The following is an 18,523-nucleotide window of genomic DNA, read 5'->3' as shown; positions in this document are numbered from 1 at the left end:
CGGATGCCTACCGCTTGCCGGATGCCTACTGCTTGCCGGATGCGCCGCCCGTTTCCGGCTCCATCGTCCGCAGGACGGCTTCCCGCATCGCCTCGATCGGCGCGGGTAGGCCCGTCCAGTATTCGAACGCATAGGCCCCTTGGTAGACGAACATGCCGAGGCCGCCGTGAATCCGGCAGCCGCGTTCCTCCGCCTCGCGAAGAAACCGCGTCTTGAGCGGATTGTAGATCAGATCGCTCGCTACCGCTCCTTCCTTCAGCCACCCGGCGTCCAGCGGCACCTCCTCGACGTTCGGGTACATGCCGATCGAGGTCGTATTGATCACGATATCCGCCTCGCCGCACAGCTCGCGCAGCCGATCGATGCCGGCCGCCCGAACGTCCGCCCGGCTCCGGAACAGATCGGCGAGCTCTTCCGCCTTCTCGGCGGTTCGGTTCACGATCACGAGCGAGTCGGGACCTTCGCCGGACAGCGCGTACACAATGCCGCGCGCCGCGCCGCCGGCGCCTAATACGACAATCCGCTTGCCTGCGAGCTCAGGTTCGGCCTCTTCCTTGAGCGAACGGACATAGCCGATCCCGTCCGTATTGTAGCCGGTCAGCGCGCCGTCCTCGTTCACGATCGTATTGACCGCGCCGATGGCGAGCGCGCCGTCGTCGATCCGGTCCAGATGGCGCATAATGTTCAGCTTGTGCGGAATTGTCACGTTGACGCCGCGAATGCCCATCGCCCGGACGCCGGCCACGAAGTCGCCCAGCGACTCCTGGCGGATGTGCCAGGCGACGTAAACGCCGTTGACGCCAGCTTCGCGGAATGCGCGGTTCAGCATGACCGGAGATTTGGAATGGCGCACCGGATCGCCGATTACCCCGTACAGCGACGTATGGCTGTCGATGCCGGCCGGTTCGCGCTCTTCCCTCATTTTAACGTCATCCCGTTTCGTTGCCATCCGTTCTACTCCTTTGCTTAACGTTCCAAGTTGCCCGCGCGGGCCGGCCCCCACTGCTTTGCGTACCTGCAGGGCCTTACCCGCTCCCGCGCAGCCCGGCCTGCCTCGGCCATTCAGATCAACGCGTCCCGAATGAGCACTTTGACGCCTTTGGGCGCATATACGTCCAGCTTCGCGCCGCTTGTGCCGTTCACCTGAATCCAGCCGAGTCCCGAAATGAAGACGTCGCTCTTCTTCCCTTTCGGCGCCTGCAGCGAGTGCCGCGTCCAGGCAGGCATCTCCGCCAGCTCCGCCTTTGACGGCGGCGCAAGCATCTCGCCGGCATGCTCCGCATAAAGCTCGTCCGCACGCTCCAGCTTCGTTCGGTGGACCTTGAGCGCGTTCGACAAGTACAGCGTAAACGACTGACGCTCTCCCTGGACGAAATCGAACCTCGCCAGCGCGCCGATAAACAGCGTCTGCCGCTCGTTCAGCTGATAGACAAGCGGCTTGATCGGCTTCTCCGGCAGCAGTGCCTGCAGCACGCGGCGCGGCACGAGCTCGGTGAGCCGGTTCGGATAGACGATGCCCGGCGTATCGATCACCGCTTTTCCGTCATCGAGCGGAATCCGGATCGCATCCAGCGTCGTGCCGGGGTAACGGGATACCGTCAGCTCGCTGTCGAGATCGCTGTAATCCCGGATCAAACGGTTAATAAGCGTCGACTTGCCGACATTCGTCGCGCCGACCACATATACGTCCCGATGCCGGCGATGCTGCTCCAGCGCCTGGACTACCCGCTCGAAGCCGATGCCCCGCATCGCGCTGCACATGATGACGTCGACGATGCGCAGCCCCTGCTGCTTCGCCTGCTGCTGCACCCAGTTCCGGAGCCGGTTCAGATTCGTCCCTTTCGGCAGGAGATCGACTTTGTTGACGACGAGCAGCACCGGATTCGCACCGACAAAACGCTGCAAGCCCGATATAAGGCTTCCTTCAAAATCGAACAGGTCGACAATATGGACGACCAGGCTGTCCGTCTGGGCGATCCCCGCGAGCAGCCGCAAAAAGTCGTCCTGATCGACGGCGACCGAAGCCGCCTCGTTGTAATGCCGGATGCGGAAGCAGCGCTGGCATATGACCGGCTCGCGGTCAAGCGCCGCAGCCGGAACATAGCCGGGCTTGTCCGCATTCTCCGTCTGCAGCCTGGCGCCGCAACCGGTACAAATGTCCGCATGCCGGTTAGGTCGTTCCGTCACTTCGCATCCTCCTCGTGCCATAACCCTTTCTTGCGCAAGCGAGACAAGGCGTACCGCTCCACCTTCCGGTTGAAACGCGTCATAAAGCCCTCGTCGAGCGGGGCGATCGGGGTAACCAGTATCGTGTAAAGCCCGGCGCGCTTGCCGCCGAAAACGTCGGTCAGCATTTGGTCGCCGATTACGACCGCGCGGTCGCACGGCAGCTCCAGCACCTGGAGGGCTTTCCGAAACGAACGGACGGCCGGTTTGCGGGCCGCATGAATAAACGGAATGCCGAGCGGCTCCGCGAATTTCGCAACACGGGTCTCGTTATTGTTGGAAACGATCACGACCTTGAAGCCGCGGTCCCTGACGCATTCGAGCCACCGGATCAGATCCGGCGTGGCGAGCGCCACCTTCGCGCCGACCAGCGTATTGTCCAGATCGGTAATCATGCCGCGAATGCCCCTCGCCCAGAGCTCCTCAAGATCGATGTCATATATCGTATTGACGCGCATATTGGGCAGCAGTCGTTCAAACATCATTTTGACTCCTCTTCTCACCTGCTATCTTACGAAACTATACCATAGAAGAGGAATTTGTTGCAAAATCGACGAAGGCCGTTCGCTAAAAAGCGGACGGCCGATCGTCCTTCGGCGCCGGCCAAAGCGGCAAACACCTGCCCGATTGTCCCGCCGCAGCCGCTTATAACCTCTTTTCAACCTCATTTATGGCTTCATTGCAACCAGTTTACAGCCGCTCGGCGATCGCCTTGGCCTTCAGCGCGAAGCGTTCCGCTTCCTCGGATGTCGGTTCGCCGCCGCCGTATTTGACTCGTTCGAAATGATCGAGAATTTCGCGAAAATCTTTGCTGAGCGTGCGCCGCTGATCCGACCAGCGAACGACCGCCTCCCGCAGCGTTTCATGCTCGCCCCGTTCCAGGCCGCGCTTGCGGCAAAATCTGAGCAGTTTCTCCGTCTCATAAACGATCCGCTCGGCGGGCGTATACGACCGCAGCCTGAAGCTCCGCCACGCCTCGGCAATCGCCTTGCGGCGGATAAACGCGAACCCGGCGGCCGCGGCCAGCAGGCCGTATGCAACCGGCGCTACCGGGAAGCGCGCCGGCTCCCGTACCGGCTCGGCCGGATCTTGCGCCGGCTCGGGTTCCGCTTCCGTTTCCGGAAGCGATGCGGCTTCTTCTTCCCCGATCGCATAAGGGAAGGCGAAGCCTGCCGTCGGCTCGAACGGAATCCATCCGAAGCCTTCGAAATAGATTTCCACCCACGAGTGGGCGTCCGCATTCCGTACCGTGTAAGTGCCTGCACCGTTCGGGTCGATCTCCGGCATCCCCGGCACTCCCGCCCCCCAATACTGCAACATATCCAGATTGTCCGTCGTTACGCCGGGGGCGTAGCCTTTGACCCATCTGGCCGGCAAGTCCGCCGCACGGGCCAGCACCACCATCGCGGACGAATAGTAATCGCAATACCCTTCCCGGATCTCGAACAGGAACGAATCGACGAAATCGTCGCTCCGTTTTTTGGACAGGTCGGGTGTATTGGTGTACGAATAATTCATCCGCAAATAAGTTTCGATCGCCTTGGCCTTGTCATAGTCGCTGGCCGCCTCTTCCGTCAGTTGCGCCGCCAGGTCGCGCACCCGGTCCGGAAGCGAATCCGGCAATTGCAAGTATTGGCGTCTGCCCGCCTCGTCCGACATCTCCGCCTTCGCTTTGCGCAGTTCGGTTTCGTCCAGTTCGATCAGCTCGGAGACGACCGCATACGACTTCGGGAAGCGGCCGGCATTGCGCGCCGGCCATTGCAGTTCCCACGATTCCGCTCCCCATCCGAGACGCTCCGGAATCGGCTCGTCCTCCGAACCGATCCACTGGACGGACGATATCGGGCCGGCCGCGAACAGAACCGGATAACGATCCTCGCGGTCCATCGTGACCGTCTGCGTCACTTTCACCGTCTTCGCCCTGCCCCTGTCGTCCGCGAGCGGCAGCGATTCACCCGGACCGATATCGCGAAGCAATTGCTCGTTCCGCTCGTTGCGGCTGTCAAGCCAGCCTTCCCCGGTGTACAGCGATTTCGTCTCCCCCCGCCAATAACTTCTGTGGGACGTCTCGACCGTCATGACCGGCGAATAATCGAACTGGAACCCTTCCCCGAGCTTCGTATCGTTGCGGCTATAACCGGAACGGGTATCGGCGTTTCGGCCGCCTTCGAGCGGGATTCCTTTGTCGCCGAGAAAACCGTTCACCGTCTGGCCCCGCGATTCGACCCATATCGTGTACGGATCTTTGATGACCGGCGCCACTTCGGGCACGAACACGCCCGAGGTCATGACGATCGTCAGCACGAGCACGATCGGCAGGAAGAAAGCGGCCGGATATTCGAGAAGCTCCTTCCAGCTTCGGGGATGCTCCCGTTCGAATCGGGCAAAATGCTCGGCCACCAGCCAGCACAAGCCGACAAACACCGTCCAGGCGACCTCGTCCCACAGATAGATCGGCGTAAACGAATCGGCGATGGTCAGCGACAGCAAGCAAACGCCGACCGTACCGAAAATGCGCACCCGGGTAACGGCCCAGCTTCCGAACAACAGCAGAAGCAGCCATATCGCCAGTCCGATCCAGATAAACGGGTAAAGGCCCGACAGAACCGATTGGCCCCAAAGGACCAGTTCGTCCGCCGATGTCGGCCGAAATCCCGCACCTTCATACCCGGAAATGCGCCAGGCGATAAAGATCGTTCCCGCCAGCTGCAGCGGCAAACGGAACAGCCGGGAAAGCGGGAGCAGCAGTTCCGTCGCCGCAGCGAATACGATCGTGAAGTACACGGCTTGAAACGTCTCGGGCCACCAGTAGCCTTCCATTACGCTGACATACTTCCAGATCAGCACGGCAACGAACAGCAGGCTCAGCTTGCCGAACCAATCTTTGCGCCAGCCGCGCAGCCATTCCGATAACCGGATCATCAGGCGACGCCCCCTTCCAGGGAAGAAGGCAGATCCTGCAGCTGGCGGACGGAAAATACGGGCCAGCCTTTGCCCCGAATGACGCGCAGCCATTCCGATTGTCCCGCGCCGCGGCTGTCGGAACGCAGCGCGATCAGGCACGGCGACAGCCCTTGACGGGAGAGCAGCTGCATGGCGAGCAGCGCCTCCTCCCCTTCTTTCGCCGTAACGAGCACCGCAAGCGAACCAGGCTCAAGCCTTGCGTCGCCGAACTTCAGCGCTTCGGACAGCGCGACCGGACAGTCCGGATCGACCGACGTCAAATGCTTCATCATCAAATTCCGGTTGTCCGCTCCCGACCGCGGAGGAAACGACACCGTCCGCTTGCCGACGGACAGCAGTCCCATCGCAGTCTCGCTGCGCAGGCCGAACTCGACGAGCGAGGCCGCTACCGATACGGCAAGCTCAAACCGCTCGGCGTTGCCTCCGGCGTACAGCGACTCGTCGCGGTCGAGCACGATGACCGTGCGCGGCAACGCTTCCCGCTCGAACGCCTTCGATTTCCATTCTCCCGTCTTCGCGGTCGCGTTCCAATGTATCCGCGACAGACGGTCGCCGTACAAATATTCCCGCACGCCGTTGATCTGCGTCGTCTCCTTCGCCGAACGGGGGGCGGAAGCGTGCGAATACGGTCCGCGCATCCCCCGCTGCAGCTGCTGCCAGCCGCGCAGCGGAATCGTCTGCGGCAATACCGAGAACGACATGCTTGTATCGATACGCCCCTTATGCTCGAAGAGGCCGAAAATGTCGCGCGTCGAGCATTCCGTTTCTTCGAAGCGGTAAAGCCCGCGGCGGAGCGGCGGAGTGAGATACGACGCTTCGCCGATTCTTCTCCAATTCGGGACGAATGACGATTCGAAAGGGATCGTCTGTCCGTCATGGCGAATAAGACGGTCGCGGACCAGTACATAGGGAATCGGGTAGAAGCCGGGTATGCGGACCGTCAGCCTGACCTCCAGCGGCGTGCCGGCCGAGAAGCGGTAGTCATGGGCGTGCTTGCCGGGATGGATAAGCTTGCGCGAGCCTTCCACGCGGCCGATCCCGCTGAAGCGGCCCAGAATCAAATAAACGAGCAGCACGTTGAGGATGCAGAACAACATGAAGGCCGTCTTGCCCCCCTGAAACAGCAGATACAACGTGCAAACGGCATATAGAGCGGCTACCGTTTGCCATCGTTTCCATCTGGTTCCGAACATGGGAGAACCTCTCATCGTTCAAGCCGGACCGGCACCCGCGTCTGGCGGACCGTCTCTTCGACGATATCTTCGGGACGCACGCCGTTCATGCGCGCTTCGGGCTGCAGCAGCAAGCGGTGGGCGAGGACCGGCTGGGCGAGCTTTTTCACGTCGTCGGGAATCACATAGTCCCGCTCCTCCAGCAGTGCGGCCGCCTTGGCGGCGCGCATCAGTGCGACGGCCGCGCGGGGACTTGCGCCGAGCAGCACGCTCGGATGCTCGCGCGTGCCGCGCACGATGCGAACCAGATATTCGCCGACCGCATCGTCCATATGTACCGCGAACGCTATCTGCTGCAGGCGGAGCACATCTTCGATATCGGCAATTTGGGGAAGGCGTTCGGACGGCTGGTCGATTTCCCGGTTCAGAACCATCCGATATTCGTCCGCTTCGTCCGGGTAACCGAGTGACAGCTTCATCATGAAACGGTCGAGCTGCGCCTCGGGCAGGATATAAGTCCCTTCAAATTCAATCGGATTCTGGGTCGCAAGCAGCACGAACGGCTGAGGCAGTTCATACGTCTCGCCGTCGACGGTGACGCGTCCTTCCTCCATCGCTTCGAGCAGGGCGGATTGCGTCTTCGTCGTCGCCCGGTTGATTTCGTCGGCGAGCAGCAGGTTTGTCATGATCGGGCCGGGACGAAATATAAAAGTTTCTTCTTTCGGATGATAAATCGAAACGCCGGTGATATCGGTTGGGAGAAGGTCGGGGTTGCATTGAATGCGGCGGAACTGGCCGCCGATCGAGCGGGCCAGCGCTTTGACCAGTTGGGTTTTGCCGGTGCCGGGCACATCTTCAAGCAGCACGTGGCCGGCCGCGAGCACAACCGTCAGCAACCGTTCGATCTCCAGTTCCTTTCCTAAAATACAGGACGCCAAGTTGCGTCTAATGTCGGAGCACAACTGCAGGTCGGAACGAGATAATTCCATAGACTAACCTCCCGGGACGAAGATGATAGCTGGATGACGCCAATTCTAGTTCTATTCTACAAGAAACAGACATTCGCGTATACACCGTTCCGGTTCCAAAAAAAAATTGGAGAATCCCACAGCTTGAGCAGCATGCAGGTTCTCCATCGGTACTGCCGTCGCGCCCCCCGTTTAGCCCTTCGGGCGCACCACAAGCGACGCGAGAAACGAGAAAATGATCGCCGCCGATACGCCGGCGCTCGTTACTTTGAATATGCCGGTCAGCACGCCGATCCATCCGACCCGGTGCAGCTCCGTCAAGGCCCCGTGCACCAGCGCGTTGCCGAAACTGGTAATCGGCACGGTAGCCCCGGCGCCCGCGAAATCGATCAGCGGCTCGTACAGGCCGAAGCCGTCCAGCACGGCGCCCGCGACGACAAACAGCGCCATCGTATGGGCAGGCGTCAGCTTGGCCACATCGAACAGCAGCTGGCCGACGACGCATATCGCGCCCCCGACGATGAAAGCCCACAAAAAGATCAACGGCCTCGCTCCTTTCGTTCGATGGATACCGCGTGCGCGATGCACGGAATGCTTTCACCCTGCTGATAAGAGAGCGGCGACAGCAGCGCCCCGGTCGCCACGACGAGGATGCGCGACAATTCGCCTTTGGCCATCCGTTTCAGCAGGTGGCCGTACGTCACGACGGCGGAACAGGCGCAGCCGCTGCCCCCTGCCTGCACTTTCTGCTTCTCGACATCGTAAACCAGTAGCCCGCAATCCGTAAAAACCGTTTCCTCAATCGGCACGCCGTCGCGCCGCAGCAGATCGGACGCGATCCGATGGCCGACGGAGGCGAGATCGCCCGTCACGATCATATCGTAGTCGCCAGGCGTACGGCCGGTGTCGTTCAGATGGGTCTGGATCGTATCGACGGCCGCTGGCGCCATCGCCGCCCCCATGTTGAACGGGTCCTTAATTCCGAGATCGACGATCTTGCCGATCGTCGCGCATTCGACGACGGCCACGCCGTCGCCGGTCTCGGCAATGACCGCAGCCCCGGCCCCGGTAACCGTATACTGCGCCGTCGGCGGTTTCTGCGCTCCGTATTCGGTCGGATAGCGAAACTGCTTCTCGGCCGTGCAATTGTGGCTGCAGGTTCCGGCAAGCGCGTATTGCGCCGAACGGGAATCGACGATGAGCGCGGCGACCGCGAGCGATTCCATCGACGTCGAACAAGCGCCGAAAACGCCGAGATACGGAACGCCGATGGAACGGGCGGAGAAACTGCTGCTCATAAGCTGATTCATCAGATCGCCGCCGACAAAGACCTGCAGCTTGTTTTTGTCAATGCCCGCATGCTGCATCGCCAGATCGGACGCCTGCTCCAGCAGCAGCCGCTCCGCTTTCTCCCAGCTTTTCTGCTGCATATCGAGCTCCGGATGGATCAAATCGTAATCGGCCGCCAGCGGCCCGTCTCCTTCGTCCGGTCCGACAACCGTGGCCGTGCCGATTATGACGGGGCGGTTGGCGAACCACCACGTTTGCTTGCCGCGCAGCATCAGGATTGTCCCCCCGTCCCGAGCAGCCAATGCGCTATGCCGACGAAGAAAGCGGCCACCGTGCCGAATACGATGACCGAACCGGCCAGCTTGAACATATTGCCGCCGACGCCGAGCACCAGCCCCTCGCTGCGGTGCTCCAAAGCCGCGGAGCACATCGAGTTGGCGAAGCCGGTAACCGGAACGGCCGATCCGGCTCCCGCCCACTGCGCCAATTTGTCATAGACGCCCATACTCGTTAATACGACCGACAGCAGAATGAGCACGGCGACTGTCGGATTGGACGCGTCTTCGCGCTCCATATGCATCAGATGTACGAACATTTCCGTCAAAGCCTGGCCAACGACGCAGATCGCGCCGCCGACAAGAAAAGCCCGGAGGCAGTTGCCGAATATCGAGCGCGAGGGCTCCCTCATTTTGGCGAATGACTGGTATTCCTTCGGCGACATCCGCATTTTCAAGAAACGGCCGCGTTCAGCGCTTTTGCTTGACAAACCAACAACCTCCTCAAGTACAAATATTTTCCGTTTTATTATTTGTAGAAAGCGGTCCGGTTATGCCAAGCGGAACGTTTCAAGCCCGACGGTCGTCTGGGAGATGCTTCTGTTCATTTTCAGGTTAATCATTTAACATATATGGGGGAGGTTCCACAGCAGGCAAAACGACCCGCTGCTAGCAGAAACGGCGTACCCGGAATAGCAGGGGGAGTAGGCAAAACTGCAATTGTGCAGTTTTTTCGAACCATTTTCAACCATTGGAGTAAAATTCCTGCAAAAATACATCTTTTCATGGCCAAATCCCGCATTCGAGTGTGCGGAAGCTTTGAAATACTGTAGAATCGCAGGATTTTACCGAAAATGAACGAACTCTGGGCCAAATTCCTGCACTTTTGCAGGATTAGTCAAGCCGTATCGTTCAGCCCAGGCGTTTCCGCCAACAAGATCGAGGGAGCGTAATCGTTGGGGCCGCCATTCGGAGACGAACAGCCTTGCGGCAATTCGATTCGAGGGACGTTCCGCTAGCTAAAAAGAATCTACCTACCGGAAACACCTATATGTTACTGCAGAAAGAATGTCGACTTTCTCAAGAATGAATCGGCGATATGTAACAGTAGGCTGTATACTGCTTTCCAGAAACACCAATCTGCAACTGCAGACTGTATGCCGCTTTCCGGACACTTTGATCTGCAACTGCAGGCCGCATGCCGCTTTCCGGACACTTTGATCTGCAACTGCAGACTGTATGCCGCTTTCCCGAAACGCCGAACGGCCGCGGGTTTGCTTATCGCCCATAGGAATTATGAAAGGAGCGGAATCATGACGGAGCTTAACGTAACGTTGGACAATTTGCCGATACTGGAGTGCCTCGGTTCGGAAACGCGCGTCCGGATGATCGAGATGCTTCGCGAACAGCCGATGAACATTAAAGATATGGCCCGCGCGCTCGGTATCTCCTCGGCAATCGTGACGAAGCACGTCCAGAAGCTGGAAGAGTGCGGCATTATTCGGACGGAAAACCTGGCCGGCAAACGGGGCATTCAGAAGCGCTGTACGCTCGCGATCGAGCGAATGACGCTTCTGTTCCGGAACGAAGGCGATGAAGCCTCGTCCAATCCGGACAGGCTGACCGTCTCGATCCCGGTCGGCCAATATACGGCCTTTGACGTGAAGCCGACATGCGGCCTCGCCTCGCACGAGAAGCTGATCGGCATGTTGGACGATCCGCGGTATTTTGCCGATACCGAGCACGTGAAGGCCGATCACATCTGGTTCGGAAGCGGCTATGTAGAGTACCGCATACCGAACTATTTGCTCGCCAGCCAGCGGCTGAAGACGATCCGCATTTCGCTCGAAATTTGTTCCGAAGCGCCGGCTTACCGGGAGGATTGGCCTTCGGACATCACCTTCTCGCTGAACGGCACGCCGGTGCTGACCTGGACCTGCCCCGGCGACTTCGGCGGCACGCGCGGTCTCTATACGCCTGCATGGTGGCCGCTCTCGTCGACGCAGCACGGGCTATTGAAGACGGTGACGGTGTCCGAGGACGGCTCGTACATCGACGGTGTTCGCATGTCCGACGTGACCGTAACCGATCTCGGCATCGCGCCCCGCAAAGAAATAACGCTGCGCATCGCATCTCCTGCGGACGCCCGCCATCCCGGCGGCGTCAGCCTGTTCGGCCGCCGGTTCGGCAATTACGATCAGGACATCGAGGTGATGCTGGAATACGGCGACTGAGCGTCAGACGCCGTCCGGCAAATACTCGCCGATCAGCGCGAGGCACACGATCGCATTGATTGACCACTGTGACGCCGTATTCGTGGATATCCACGGGATTTCCCTCATGGCGCGCACATATTCCCGGCGCGGCACTTCGACGGCAGCCGGAGCATACGGCACCGTCCAATGACCGGATTCTCCAAGCAGCAAGCCCCACGCTTCCTTCGCCAGCGCCCGTTCGCCGCGACGGGCCGCTGCGAACGCCATCATCGACGTTGCCAGCATCGGGATCCCCCAGCTTTCGCCCGTTATTTCCCCGTTCGTGCGCCTTGCCTTCTCTTCGCGCGGAAGCGTATAAAATGCGCCGAACTCCGCCAGCATGTCGGACCATTCGGGGTCGTCCAGCAGACCGGCCAGCTCGATCCACACCTGCGCCCCGCCCATGCAGATCATCAGATGGCGGCCGTCATAATTTTCGTGCCCCATATGGAACAGCTTGCCGCTCTTCGGGTCGTATCCGAACACCGGTCCCGTCAAAAGACGGTACGGCGCCCGCTTCAAACACTCGATGCCTGTTTTTATTTTGTGCAGATAACCGGCATCCTCGTAGCGCTCCCACTGCACGAGCCAATTCGAGCAGAACGCGGCCCAGTCCGGACCGCTGCGCGTATGGGTCGGAAATTCGTCCTTCGGGTAATAGGACCTCATCGGGTCGATGAAGGCAGTGGCGTAGTCGGCGTCCTTGACGCCTTCCATCACGTCCCCGATCCGCTCGTCCGCGGTCAAATAATAGTAGTAACGATGAAGGCCCGCCATCGCAATACGCGCTTCCTTGCAGCCGCAGCCCCAATGCAGCACATTGTGCCGCGAGCCGAGACCGCTGTACTCCCCGATATGATAGGCGTCCGTCTCGCTCGTATGCCGAGTCATCGCTTCCGCCATCCTAAACGCGTCTTCCCGGCCGGAACGCAGAAACATGTACCAGAGCCAAATATTCGGCGCCAGCTCGGTGTTTTGCCAGGCGCAGCCGCCGACGTCGTAGCGCCACTCGTGGCGGACCGGGTCGTAGCTGTGCATGACGTCGCCGTAATCCCAAAAGCCGTACCATCCCCGGCGGTCGACCTCTTCCATGTAAAAGGCGAGCAGCGCATCCAGCGTCTCCTCGATTCTCGCCTTGGCCGGCGTGTCCCGCGACGGCAAGCTCAGGACGCCGAGCGCTCCGGTATCGCGGTAGCGGGAAGGCTCGGCGATAAGCAGGGAGGGCGCTTCCTTCTCATCGATATAGTCGTCCAGCCGGTCGAGGGAAGGCGTCTCTGCGCAGCACCAAATCGTCAACTCGTTCGTGTTCGCAATGCCGTAAGGGGTGCTCCTGAGCTCATCGCTTCCTTCGTAACACGACCGTACATGCGTCTTCGTATCATAATGGCGCAAATCCATCGCGGCGCCGTCGGGGGACCACAGCCATGCGGTAAGCAGCGCCTCGTTCCCCGCAAGCGCTTCCGCTTCCAGCGAAGCGGGCGCCTTCTGCCAGAAAGCGCGCTTGCCGACGGCAAGACCGCCGCTTTCGCCGCCGGCATACAGCAAGCCGCGGGCGCGCCTGCCGGATGCGGCACGAATCCAGGCGCAGCCTTCCTCCGTGCGCTTGGCAATCGTATACGAATCGGCCGTCAACTGCGTCAGCTTGAAGCTGTTCCATACCGGCGAATCCTCCAGCATCCGGATGAAAGGTCGGTCCTCAGCCTCGTCGAATGCGATCGGGCGGCCGGCCGCCTGTTCCCGGTAAAGTGCTTCGTGACGGCCGCGCGTCCGGAATGTCGCCAGTCCCTTGGGCGACTCGGCGAACCAGCCGTCATCGCCGGCGAGGCGTACATGCCGGTTGTAGAGCGGTCCGCGCATCGGAACCGCAAACGACAAGCCGATGCCTTTGATGTAGTCCTGGTGCGGATTGCCGTCATAAACGAACGTGTGAACGAGCCGAATCGAATCGACGCCGGCATAGAAGTACAGCCGGAGGGTAAACGGCAGCCACCGCCGCTCGCCGTCCGCCGACGCGTGACGCCCGGTAACCTTCACAACGGCCCGGACCGGGCCGCTCTGTTCTGCCGCAACATGCTCGACTTCGCCCGCGAACGGCTCCTCGACGGTCGTCCTCCGTCCGCCTGCGGTATGGCGTTCTTCCCGAATGCCAACCAGCCGTCCGCCCGAGCAGACGATGCGGCCTTCTTTCGCGATTTCCCGGATGACCAGCGGTCCGCTGCGGCCGATCCGGCAGCGAATGACGCCGGTATCGACGATCACCTCGCCGGCGTCCTCCGTGACCCTCAGCCTCCCGTCAGCTTCCCTGCCGGTCGCCCCGGCAAGCAGCCGCCAACCGGAATCCGCCGCTGCCGGGCCGAATACCGCCGCATGCGCCGTCCACTTCACACTGCCGTCGGGCCAAAAAGCGGTCGGCCAGCTTTGCACCGGCACATCAGTTCCGTCAGAACAGCGGAGCGAGAACAAAGCATCCCGGCGAAGCTCGCCCCGCTTCCACGGCAGGCCCCACGTCGTCCCCGCGCGCAGGCGGGGCGCCGCTCCGAGCCATCGAAGCGGTACGCCTATTGTTCCTTCCGCCCCGACGCCCACAGCCGTCTCTGTGGCGCGCACAGCCGCCGCTCGACCGGGAACAACTTCGTGCACGGCTTCCCCGACGCCCACAGTTGCCTCCTCCGCTTCGCCTCTGCCCGTCCCACGGACCGATTCGGCAGCCCTTGCTTCGCCGTCGGCCGGCTCGCAGCCCGCAGCTGCCTCTTCCGCCGCGTCTTCGACCGGCGCCTCACACGCAGCGGCTTCGGACTCCGCTCTCCATGCCGAACCGCCTTCCGCCAGGTCGCTTGGCGGCTTTCGTTCCGGCGCCTTCCGTTCCTCCATCGCTGACTCCTCCTTTATTCGCACCAGCGGATGCGGTGCTTACGCCATTTGCACCGACGGATGCGGCGCGCCTGCTACTCGCACCGGCGGATGCTGTCCGTATGCCATTCGCACCGGCGTACGCGGTGCACCTGCTATTCGCACCGGCGGCGCGGCGCTTCTGCCATTCGCACCGGCGGATGCGGTCCGTATGCTATTCGCACCGGCGTACGCGGTGCACCTGCAAGTCCGAATATTCCGCAATAAGCGGCGCCATCTGCCGGAACCCGATACTGCCGCCGCCCCATACCGGCCCGAACGATTCATCATCCGCATAGTGAAAGATCGTCAGCCCGTCAATGGAGAAGCGGATGTCCTTCCCGCATTTGATCAACTGCAGCCGGTACGGCGAATCGCAGTCCGCAACCGAAGGAATCGGATCCGCCCCCTGGGCGACGAGATGAAAGCCGTAGCTCTTGCGCAGATTGCATGTCCGGAAGCGCCTCTCCGAAGCATACATACGCCGGAAATACGAGACGTGATAGGCGTCGATATCTCCGTGATGATACTGCTCGTACGGTCCGCAGCGCGCCGCCAACGCCGGGTCGAGCACATGCTCCCCGCCGCGCCCCCGCGCGGCGAAGAACAAAATCGCGAGCCCCGGTTCCCGAATCGGTCGAAAGCTCCAGCTGATCGCGACGCCGTCCGGGAACGACTCCGGACACCAGAAGACGATGTTGGCAGTCTGGCCTTCCGACGGCTCGCGCACGCTCTCCAGCCGCATGCGGCCGAGCGGAAACGTCGCCGCCCCGTCCCCTTCCATGACGAACCGCTCCGTATCTCGTTCGGACGCCAACGCGTTTTTATAGATCAAATCGCCCATCTCAAACGCTATCCCGCCCATGTGCCCTCCATGCCCGCCAAAATCTTCATACCTGCATCCGCCTTTCTAAGCTCGAGTACAGTTACAGTCCCGAAACCGCCGGACACTTCATTGCTTGGCCGCTTCGTACAGCTTATTGATTTCGTCGATATACTCCTGCCCGCCGGATTTCAGCCACAGGTTCTCCGCGTCCAGCAGTCCCTGGTCGTCGATCTGCCCGACAATATACTTGATGCGCGCGTCGGCGACGATATTGTCGAGCTGCTGGCCTTTCTGCGCGTAGACTTCGGAGATAAGCGGCTCGGCCGGGTTGGCGACGACGATCGCCTCGTTCGCCTTCTGCACCTCGTCGACCATCGTATTGATCGCCGTCGGCTCGAGCGTCGGCATCTCCGGACCGATAAACATCAGCATCTGGTTCATCGATTCGAGTTCGCTGACCAGCCCCACGTTGTCGGGCGTCGTCAGCACCTTGATATAATCGCCGTTCATCTCGTAATGCCGCCCCTCGACGCCGTAGCTGAGCAGCGTCTGCATCTCGACGTCGTTCAGTTTGTCGAGGAAGTCCAGCACCCGCTTCAGCTGCTCCTCGTTTTTGACCGCCGATTTGGATACGGCCAGTACGCCGGAATATCCCGAAGTCGGCATGTCGCGCTGTCCTTTCGGCCCGGCCGGCGCCTGATAGACGGCCGTATACGGCTCGTCGCGCTTCCCGTACTTCTCCTGCATCGCGCCGTCCAGCCGCCGCGCGTTGTCCGCCACGTCGACGAACGCACCGGCCTGGCCGTTCACGAACGGATCGTTCCAGACGGCCGAGTCCATGACGGCAAAGTCCTCGTTCACGAGCCCTTCCTCATACAGCTTGCGGAAAAATTTCAGCGCTTCCTTGTACTCCGGCGTCATATGGGTCGGGACGAGCCGGCCGTCCGCACCTTCTCCCCATTTATTCGGCGCGCCGAACCATACCTGCATAATGTCCCAGGGGCCCGCATACTTCGTCACGACGATGCCGTACGTATCGTCCTTGCCGTTGCCGTCCGGATCGTCTTCCTTGAACGCCTTCAGGATGTTGTAGAATTCGTCGATCGTCTTCGGCGGCTCGAGCCCAAGCTTCTTCATCCAGTCGGCGTTCAGCGTCACGCCCATCCGGCCAAGCACCCGTCCCCGGTAAATCCCGTACGTTTTCCCGTCGATCGAGGAATTGTTCAGCACGATCGGATTCGCCTGGCTGAGGTTCGGATAGTCTTTCAAATACGGCCCAAGCTCCCAGAACGCGCCGTTTCGCGCCGCATTGATGAAGCTGGCCGAAGCGCGGTCGGCGACCATAATATGCGGCAGCTGTCCCGAAGCGAGCGTAATGTTCATTTTGTCGGGGTAGGAGCTGTTCGGCACGAATTGCATCGTAATGTTCGTGTTCGTATACGCTTCCAGCGCCTTCAGCACCGGACTGTCTTCGCCCGGAAGCTCCGTATTGAACGCCGGAACCATAATCGTCAGATCGAGCGGCGGCTCCTCCTTGCTCTGTTCCGGCGGCTGCCCGGACGATCCGCCGTTCTGCGCCGCCGGCTCCCCTCCCGGATCATCCGTCTTGCCGCCGGCGCAGGCCGACAGCAGCGACAACAGCATCGCCGCCGCGAGCAGAAGCGCGGCCAAGTTGCTTCCCCTTTTCCCGTATCCTTTCATCGATTGTCCTCCCTCTTTTCGCTTGATTTTATATAGATCGCCGCTTGACGGCGCATCTAGCCTTTGACATCTAGCCTTTGACCGAACCGAGCAGCACGCCCTTCGCAAAATGCTTCTGCAAGAACGGATAGACGAGCAGAATCGGAACGGTGCCGACCACGATGACCGCCATCTTGATCGATTGCTCCGGAGGCTCGACGAAGTTCGGATCCATTGCGGACATATCGCCGACGGCCAGCTGCGACAGCATAACGATTTCGCGAAGCAGCACCTGCAGGGGCCACATCGTATGGTCGTTTAAATACAGGAGCGCCGAGAAAAAGTTGTTCCAATGGCCGACCGCGTAAAACAGTCCGAACGTGGCGATGACCGGCTTGGACAGCGGCAGGACGATGCGCCACAGTACCCCAATGTCGGTGCAGCCGTCGATGCGGGCCGACTCCTCCAGACCGGCAGGCAGCTGCTGAAAAAAATTTTTGATAATGATCAGGTTGAACGCGCTGATCGCCCCCGGCAAAATGACCGCCAAATAATTGTCGAGCAGACCGAGCTCCTTCACGACAAGATAGCCGGGAATCATGCCGCCGCTGAACAACATCGAGAAAATAACGAGATTCAGCACCGCGTTGCGTCCGATCAGGTCTTTGCGCGACAGCGCGTACGCCATCGATAAGGTAAAGGCAAGATTCGTCAGCGTGCCGAATACGGTGATGAAGACGGATATTCCAATGCTGCGAAATAGCGTGGCGGACGAAAAAATATAATAGTACGCGCTGAGCGACGGATCGCGGGGAAACAGGAAAAACTTGCGCTCCATCAGCTCGACCTCGGTTGCGAACGAACCGGCGATAATATAGACGAACGGCAGCACGGTAACCGCCGCGAACAGCGCCAGTACCAAATAGTTCAGAACGTCGAACGTTTTCTCGCCCAATGTATCGTATTTGGAAAGCACTCGCCTTCCTCCTTTCCGGTCTAATAAAGCCCTTCCTGCCCGAACCGCTTGGCAAGCCAGTTGCTCCCGTACACGAGGACGATGCCGACAAGCGATTTGAACAGCCCGATCGCGGTGCTGTAGCTGAACGCCCCTTGCGTAATGCCGACGAAATAGACGTACGTATCGAAGACGTCGGCGACGGTGCGGTTCAGCGAATTCGTCATCAGAAAGATTTGCTCGAATCCATTGTCCAGGAAATTGCCGAGACGCAGAATGAGCAGGATGACGATCGTGCCCGTGATCGCCGGCAGCGTAATATGCAGAAGCCGCTGGAAACGGCTGGCCCCGTCGACGACGGCCGCTTCGTATTGCTCGACATCGACCGAAGCGAGCGCCGCCAGAAAGATGATCGTTCCCCAACCCGTTTCTTTCCACATGATCTGCAAAATGATGAGCGGCCGAAACCAATCCGGGTCGGACAGCATGTTGATCCGGTGGCCGGTCAGCTGCATGATCAGCTCCTGCAGGACGCCGCCCGTCGTCAGCAGCACGTACGTCATGCTCGCGACGATGACCATCGAAATGAAGTGCGGGATGTAGATGAACGTCTGAACGAGCCGCTTGAAAATGCCGACCCGGATTTCGTTCAGCAGCAGCGCCGCAATAATCGGAGCCGGGAAGAAAAAGACCAGATCGTATACCGCCAGTATGAACGTGTTGCGCAGCAGCCGGAAAAAGTCGGGGTTCGTGAAAAAGGTCTGAAAATGGCCGAGTCCGACCCAGGGGCTGTTCCAGAAACCGAGAAACGGCGAGTAATTTTGAAAGGCGATCAGAACTCCCCACATCGGCAAATATTTGAAGACGAGAAAATATAGCAGACCGGGCAGCAGCAGCAGGTACAACCAGCGGTCCTTCTTCATTCGGCCAACCCAGCTTCTTTTCGTTTTGGCCCCGCGGTTCGCGGACAGCGTCGGCTGCGGATGTGACAAACGATTTCGCTCCTTTCCCGCGAAAATTCGC

The 18,523-nt window shown here is 60.3% G+C and carries 15 protein-coding genes; 1 reads left to right on the top strand and 14 read right to left on the bottom strand.

All coding sequences use genetic code 11. The annotated features are described in order from the left end of the window. Window positions 1–25 precede the first annotated feature (25 nt). The 9 genes from ABEV74_RS11265 to spoVAC all read right to left on the bottom strand — a co-directional run bounded on the left by ABEV74_RS11265 (window position 26) and on the right by spoVAC (window position 9,386). Window positions 26–949 (bottom strand): shikimate dehydrogenase, encoded by a 924-nt coding sequence (locus ABEV74_RS11265; protein ID WP_430146086.1) that lies wholly within the window; start codon window positions 947–949, stop codon window positions 26–28. Between the two features lie 113 nt (window positions 950–1,062). After that, complete coding sequence (gene yqeH, locus ABEV74_RS11260; RefSeq protein ID WP_430146084.1) at window positions 1,063–2,208, bottom strand: ribosome biogenesis GTPase YqeH; 1,146 nt, start codon at window positions 2,206–2,208, stop codon at window positions 1,063–1,065. After that, on the bottom strand, window positions 2,184–2,708 hold the full coding sequence (locus ABEV74_RS11255; protein WP_430146144.1) for a YqeG family HAD IIIA-type phosphatase: 525 nt from the start codon (window positions 2,706–2,708) through the stop codon (window positions 2,184–2,186). Before ABEV74_RS11255 ends, yqeH begins: the two co-directional genes overlap by 25 nt. A gap of 208 nt (window positions 2,709–2,916) precedes the next feature. Further along, window positions 2,917–5,148, bottom strand: coding sequence for a DUF4129 domain-containing transglutaminase family protein (locus tag ABEV74_RS11250; RefSeq protein WP_430146082.1), 2,232 nt, complete (start codon window positions 5,146–5,148; stop codon window positions 2,917–2,919). Beyond that, window positions 5,148–6,383 (bottom strand): DUF58 domain-containing protein, encoded by a 1,236-nt coding sequence (locus tag ABEV74_RS11245; protein WP_430146080.1) that lies wholly within the window; start codon window positions 6,381–6,383, stop codon window positions 5,148–5,150. Before ABEV74_RS11245 ends, ABEV74_RS11250 begins: the two co-directional genes overlap by 1 nt. Window positions 6,384–6,394: 11 nt before the next feature. Beyond that, a complete protein-coding gene (locus ABEV74_RS11240) occupies window positions 6,395–7,351 on the bottom strand; it encodes an AAA family ATPase (protein WP_430146078.1) in 957 nt (318 codons plus the stop codon). Window positions 7,352–7,522: 171 nt separating this feature from the next. Continuing rightward, complete coding sequence (gene spoVAE, locus ABEV74_RS11235) at window positions 7,523–7,873, bottom strand: stage V sporulation protein AE (RefSeq protein ID WP_062492294.1); 351 nt, start codon at window positions 7,871–7,873, stop codon at window positions 7,523–7,525. Then, window positions 7,870–8,892: a stage V sporulation protein AD gene (gene spoVAD / locus ABEV74_RS11230; protein ID WP_430146075.1), complete on the bottom strand. Its 1,023-nt coding sequence runs from the start codon at window positions 8,890–8,892 to the stop codon at window positions 7,870–7,872. The genes spoVAE and spoVAD overlap by 4 nt, the downstream gene beginning before the upstream one ends. After that, window positions 8,892–9,386 (bottom strand): stage V sporulation protein AC, encoded by a 495-nt coding sequence (spoVAC, locus tag ABEV74_RS11225; RefSeq protein WP_430146073.1) that lies wholly within the window; start codon window positions 9,384–9,386, stop codon window positions 8,892–8,894. The genes spoVAD and spoVAC overlap by 1 nt, the downstream gene beginning before the upstream one ends. Window positions 9,387–10,208: 822 nt before the next feature. Here spoVAC and ABEV74_RS11220 point away from each other — a divergent pair. Continuing rightward, window positions 10,209–11,129 (top strand): ArsR/SmtB family transcription factor, encoded by a 921-nt coding sequence (locus ABEV74_RS11220; RefSeq protein ID WP_062496665.1) that lies wholly within the window; start codon window positions 10,209–10,211, stop codon window positions 11,127–11,129. Window positions 11,130–11,132: 3 nt separating this feature from the next. On the opposite strand, the gene ABEV74_RS11215 is transcribed toward ABEV74_RS11220, so the two are convergent. The 5 genes from ABEV74_RS11215 to ABEV74_RS11195 form a co-directional block, all read right to left on the bottom strand. Further along, window positions 11,133–14,021, bottom strand: coding sequence for an exo-rhamnogalacturonan lyase family protein (locus tag ABEV74_RS11215; protein ID WP_430146070.1), 2,889 nt, complete (start codon window positions 14,019–14,021; stop codon window positions 11,133–11,135). Window positions 14,022–14,214: 193 nt separating this feature from the next. Continuing rightward, window positions 14,215–14,904 (bottom strand): DUF1961 family protein, encoded by a 690-nt coding sequence (locus ABEV74_RS11210; RefSeq protein ID WP_430146068.1) that lies wholly within the window; start codon window positions 14,902–14,904, stop codon window positions 14,215–14,217. A gap of 87 nt (window positions 14,905–14,991) precedes the next feature. Beyond that, on the bottom strand, window positions 14,992–16,566 hold the full coding sequence (locus ABEV74_RS11205; RefSeq protein WP_430146066.1) for an extracellular solute-binding protein: 1,575 nt from the start codon (window positions 16,564–16,566) through the stop codon (window positions 14,992–14,994). A 70-nt stretch (window positions 16,567–16,636) separates the two neighbouring features. Continuing rightward, the gene (locus ABEV74_RS11200; RefSeq protein ID WP_062492290.1) at window positions 16,637–17,521 is read right to left on the bottom strand and encodes a carbohydrate ABC transporter permease; all 885 of its coding nucleotides are present in this window, start codon (window positions 17,519–17,521) and stop codon (window positions 16,637–16,639) included. 20 nt (window positions 17,522–17,541) lie between these two features. Next, on the bottom strand, window positions 17,542–18,471 hold the full coding sequence (locus tag ABEV74_RS11195) for an ABC transporter permease (RefSeq protein WP_235593425.1): 930 nt from the start codon (window positions 18,469–18,471) through the stop codon (window positions 17,542–17,544). Window positions 18,472–18,523: the final 52 nt, after the last annotated feature.

The sequence above is a fragment of the Paenibacillus cisolokensis genome (assembly GCF_050481165.1).
Lineage (GTDB): Bacteria > Bacillota > Bacilli > Paenibacillales > Paenibacillaceae > Paenibacillus_AH > Paenibacillus_AH cisolokensis.
The sequence above is the reverse complement of the archived record's forward strand: the minus strand, read 5'-3'. Positions and strand labels throughout refer to the sequence as shown.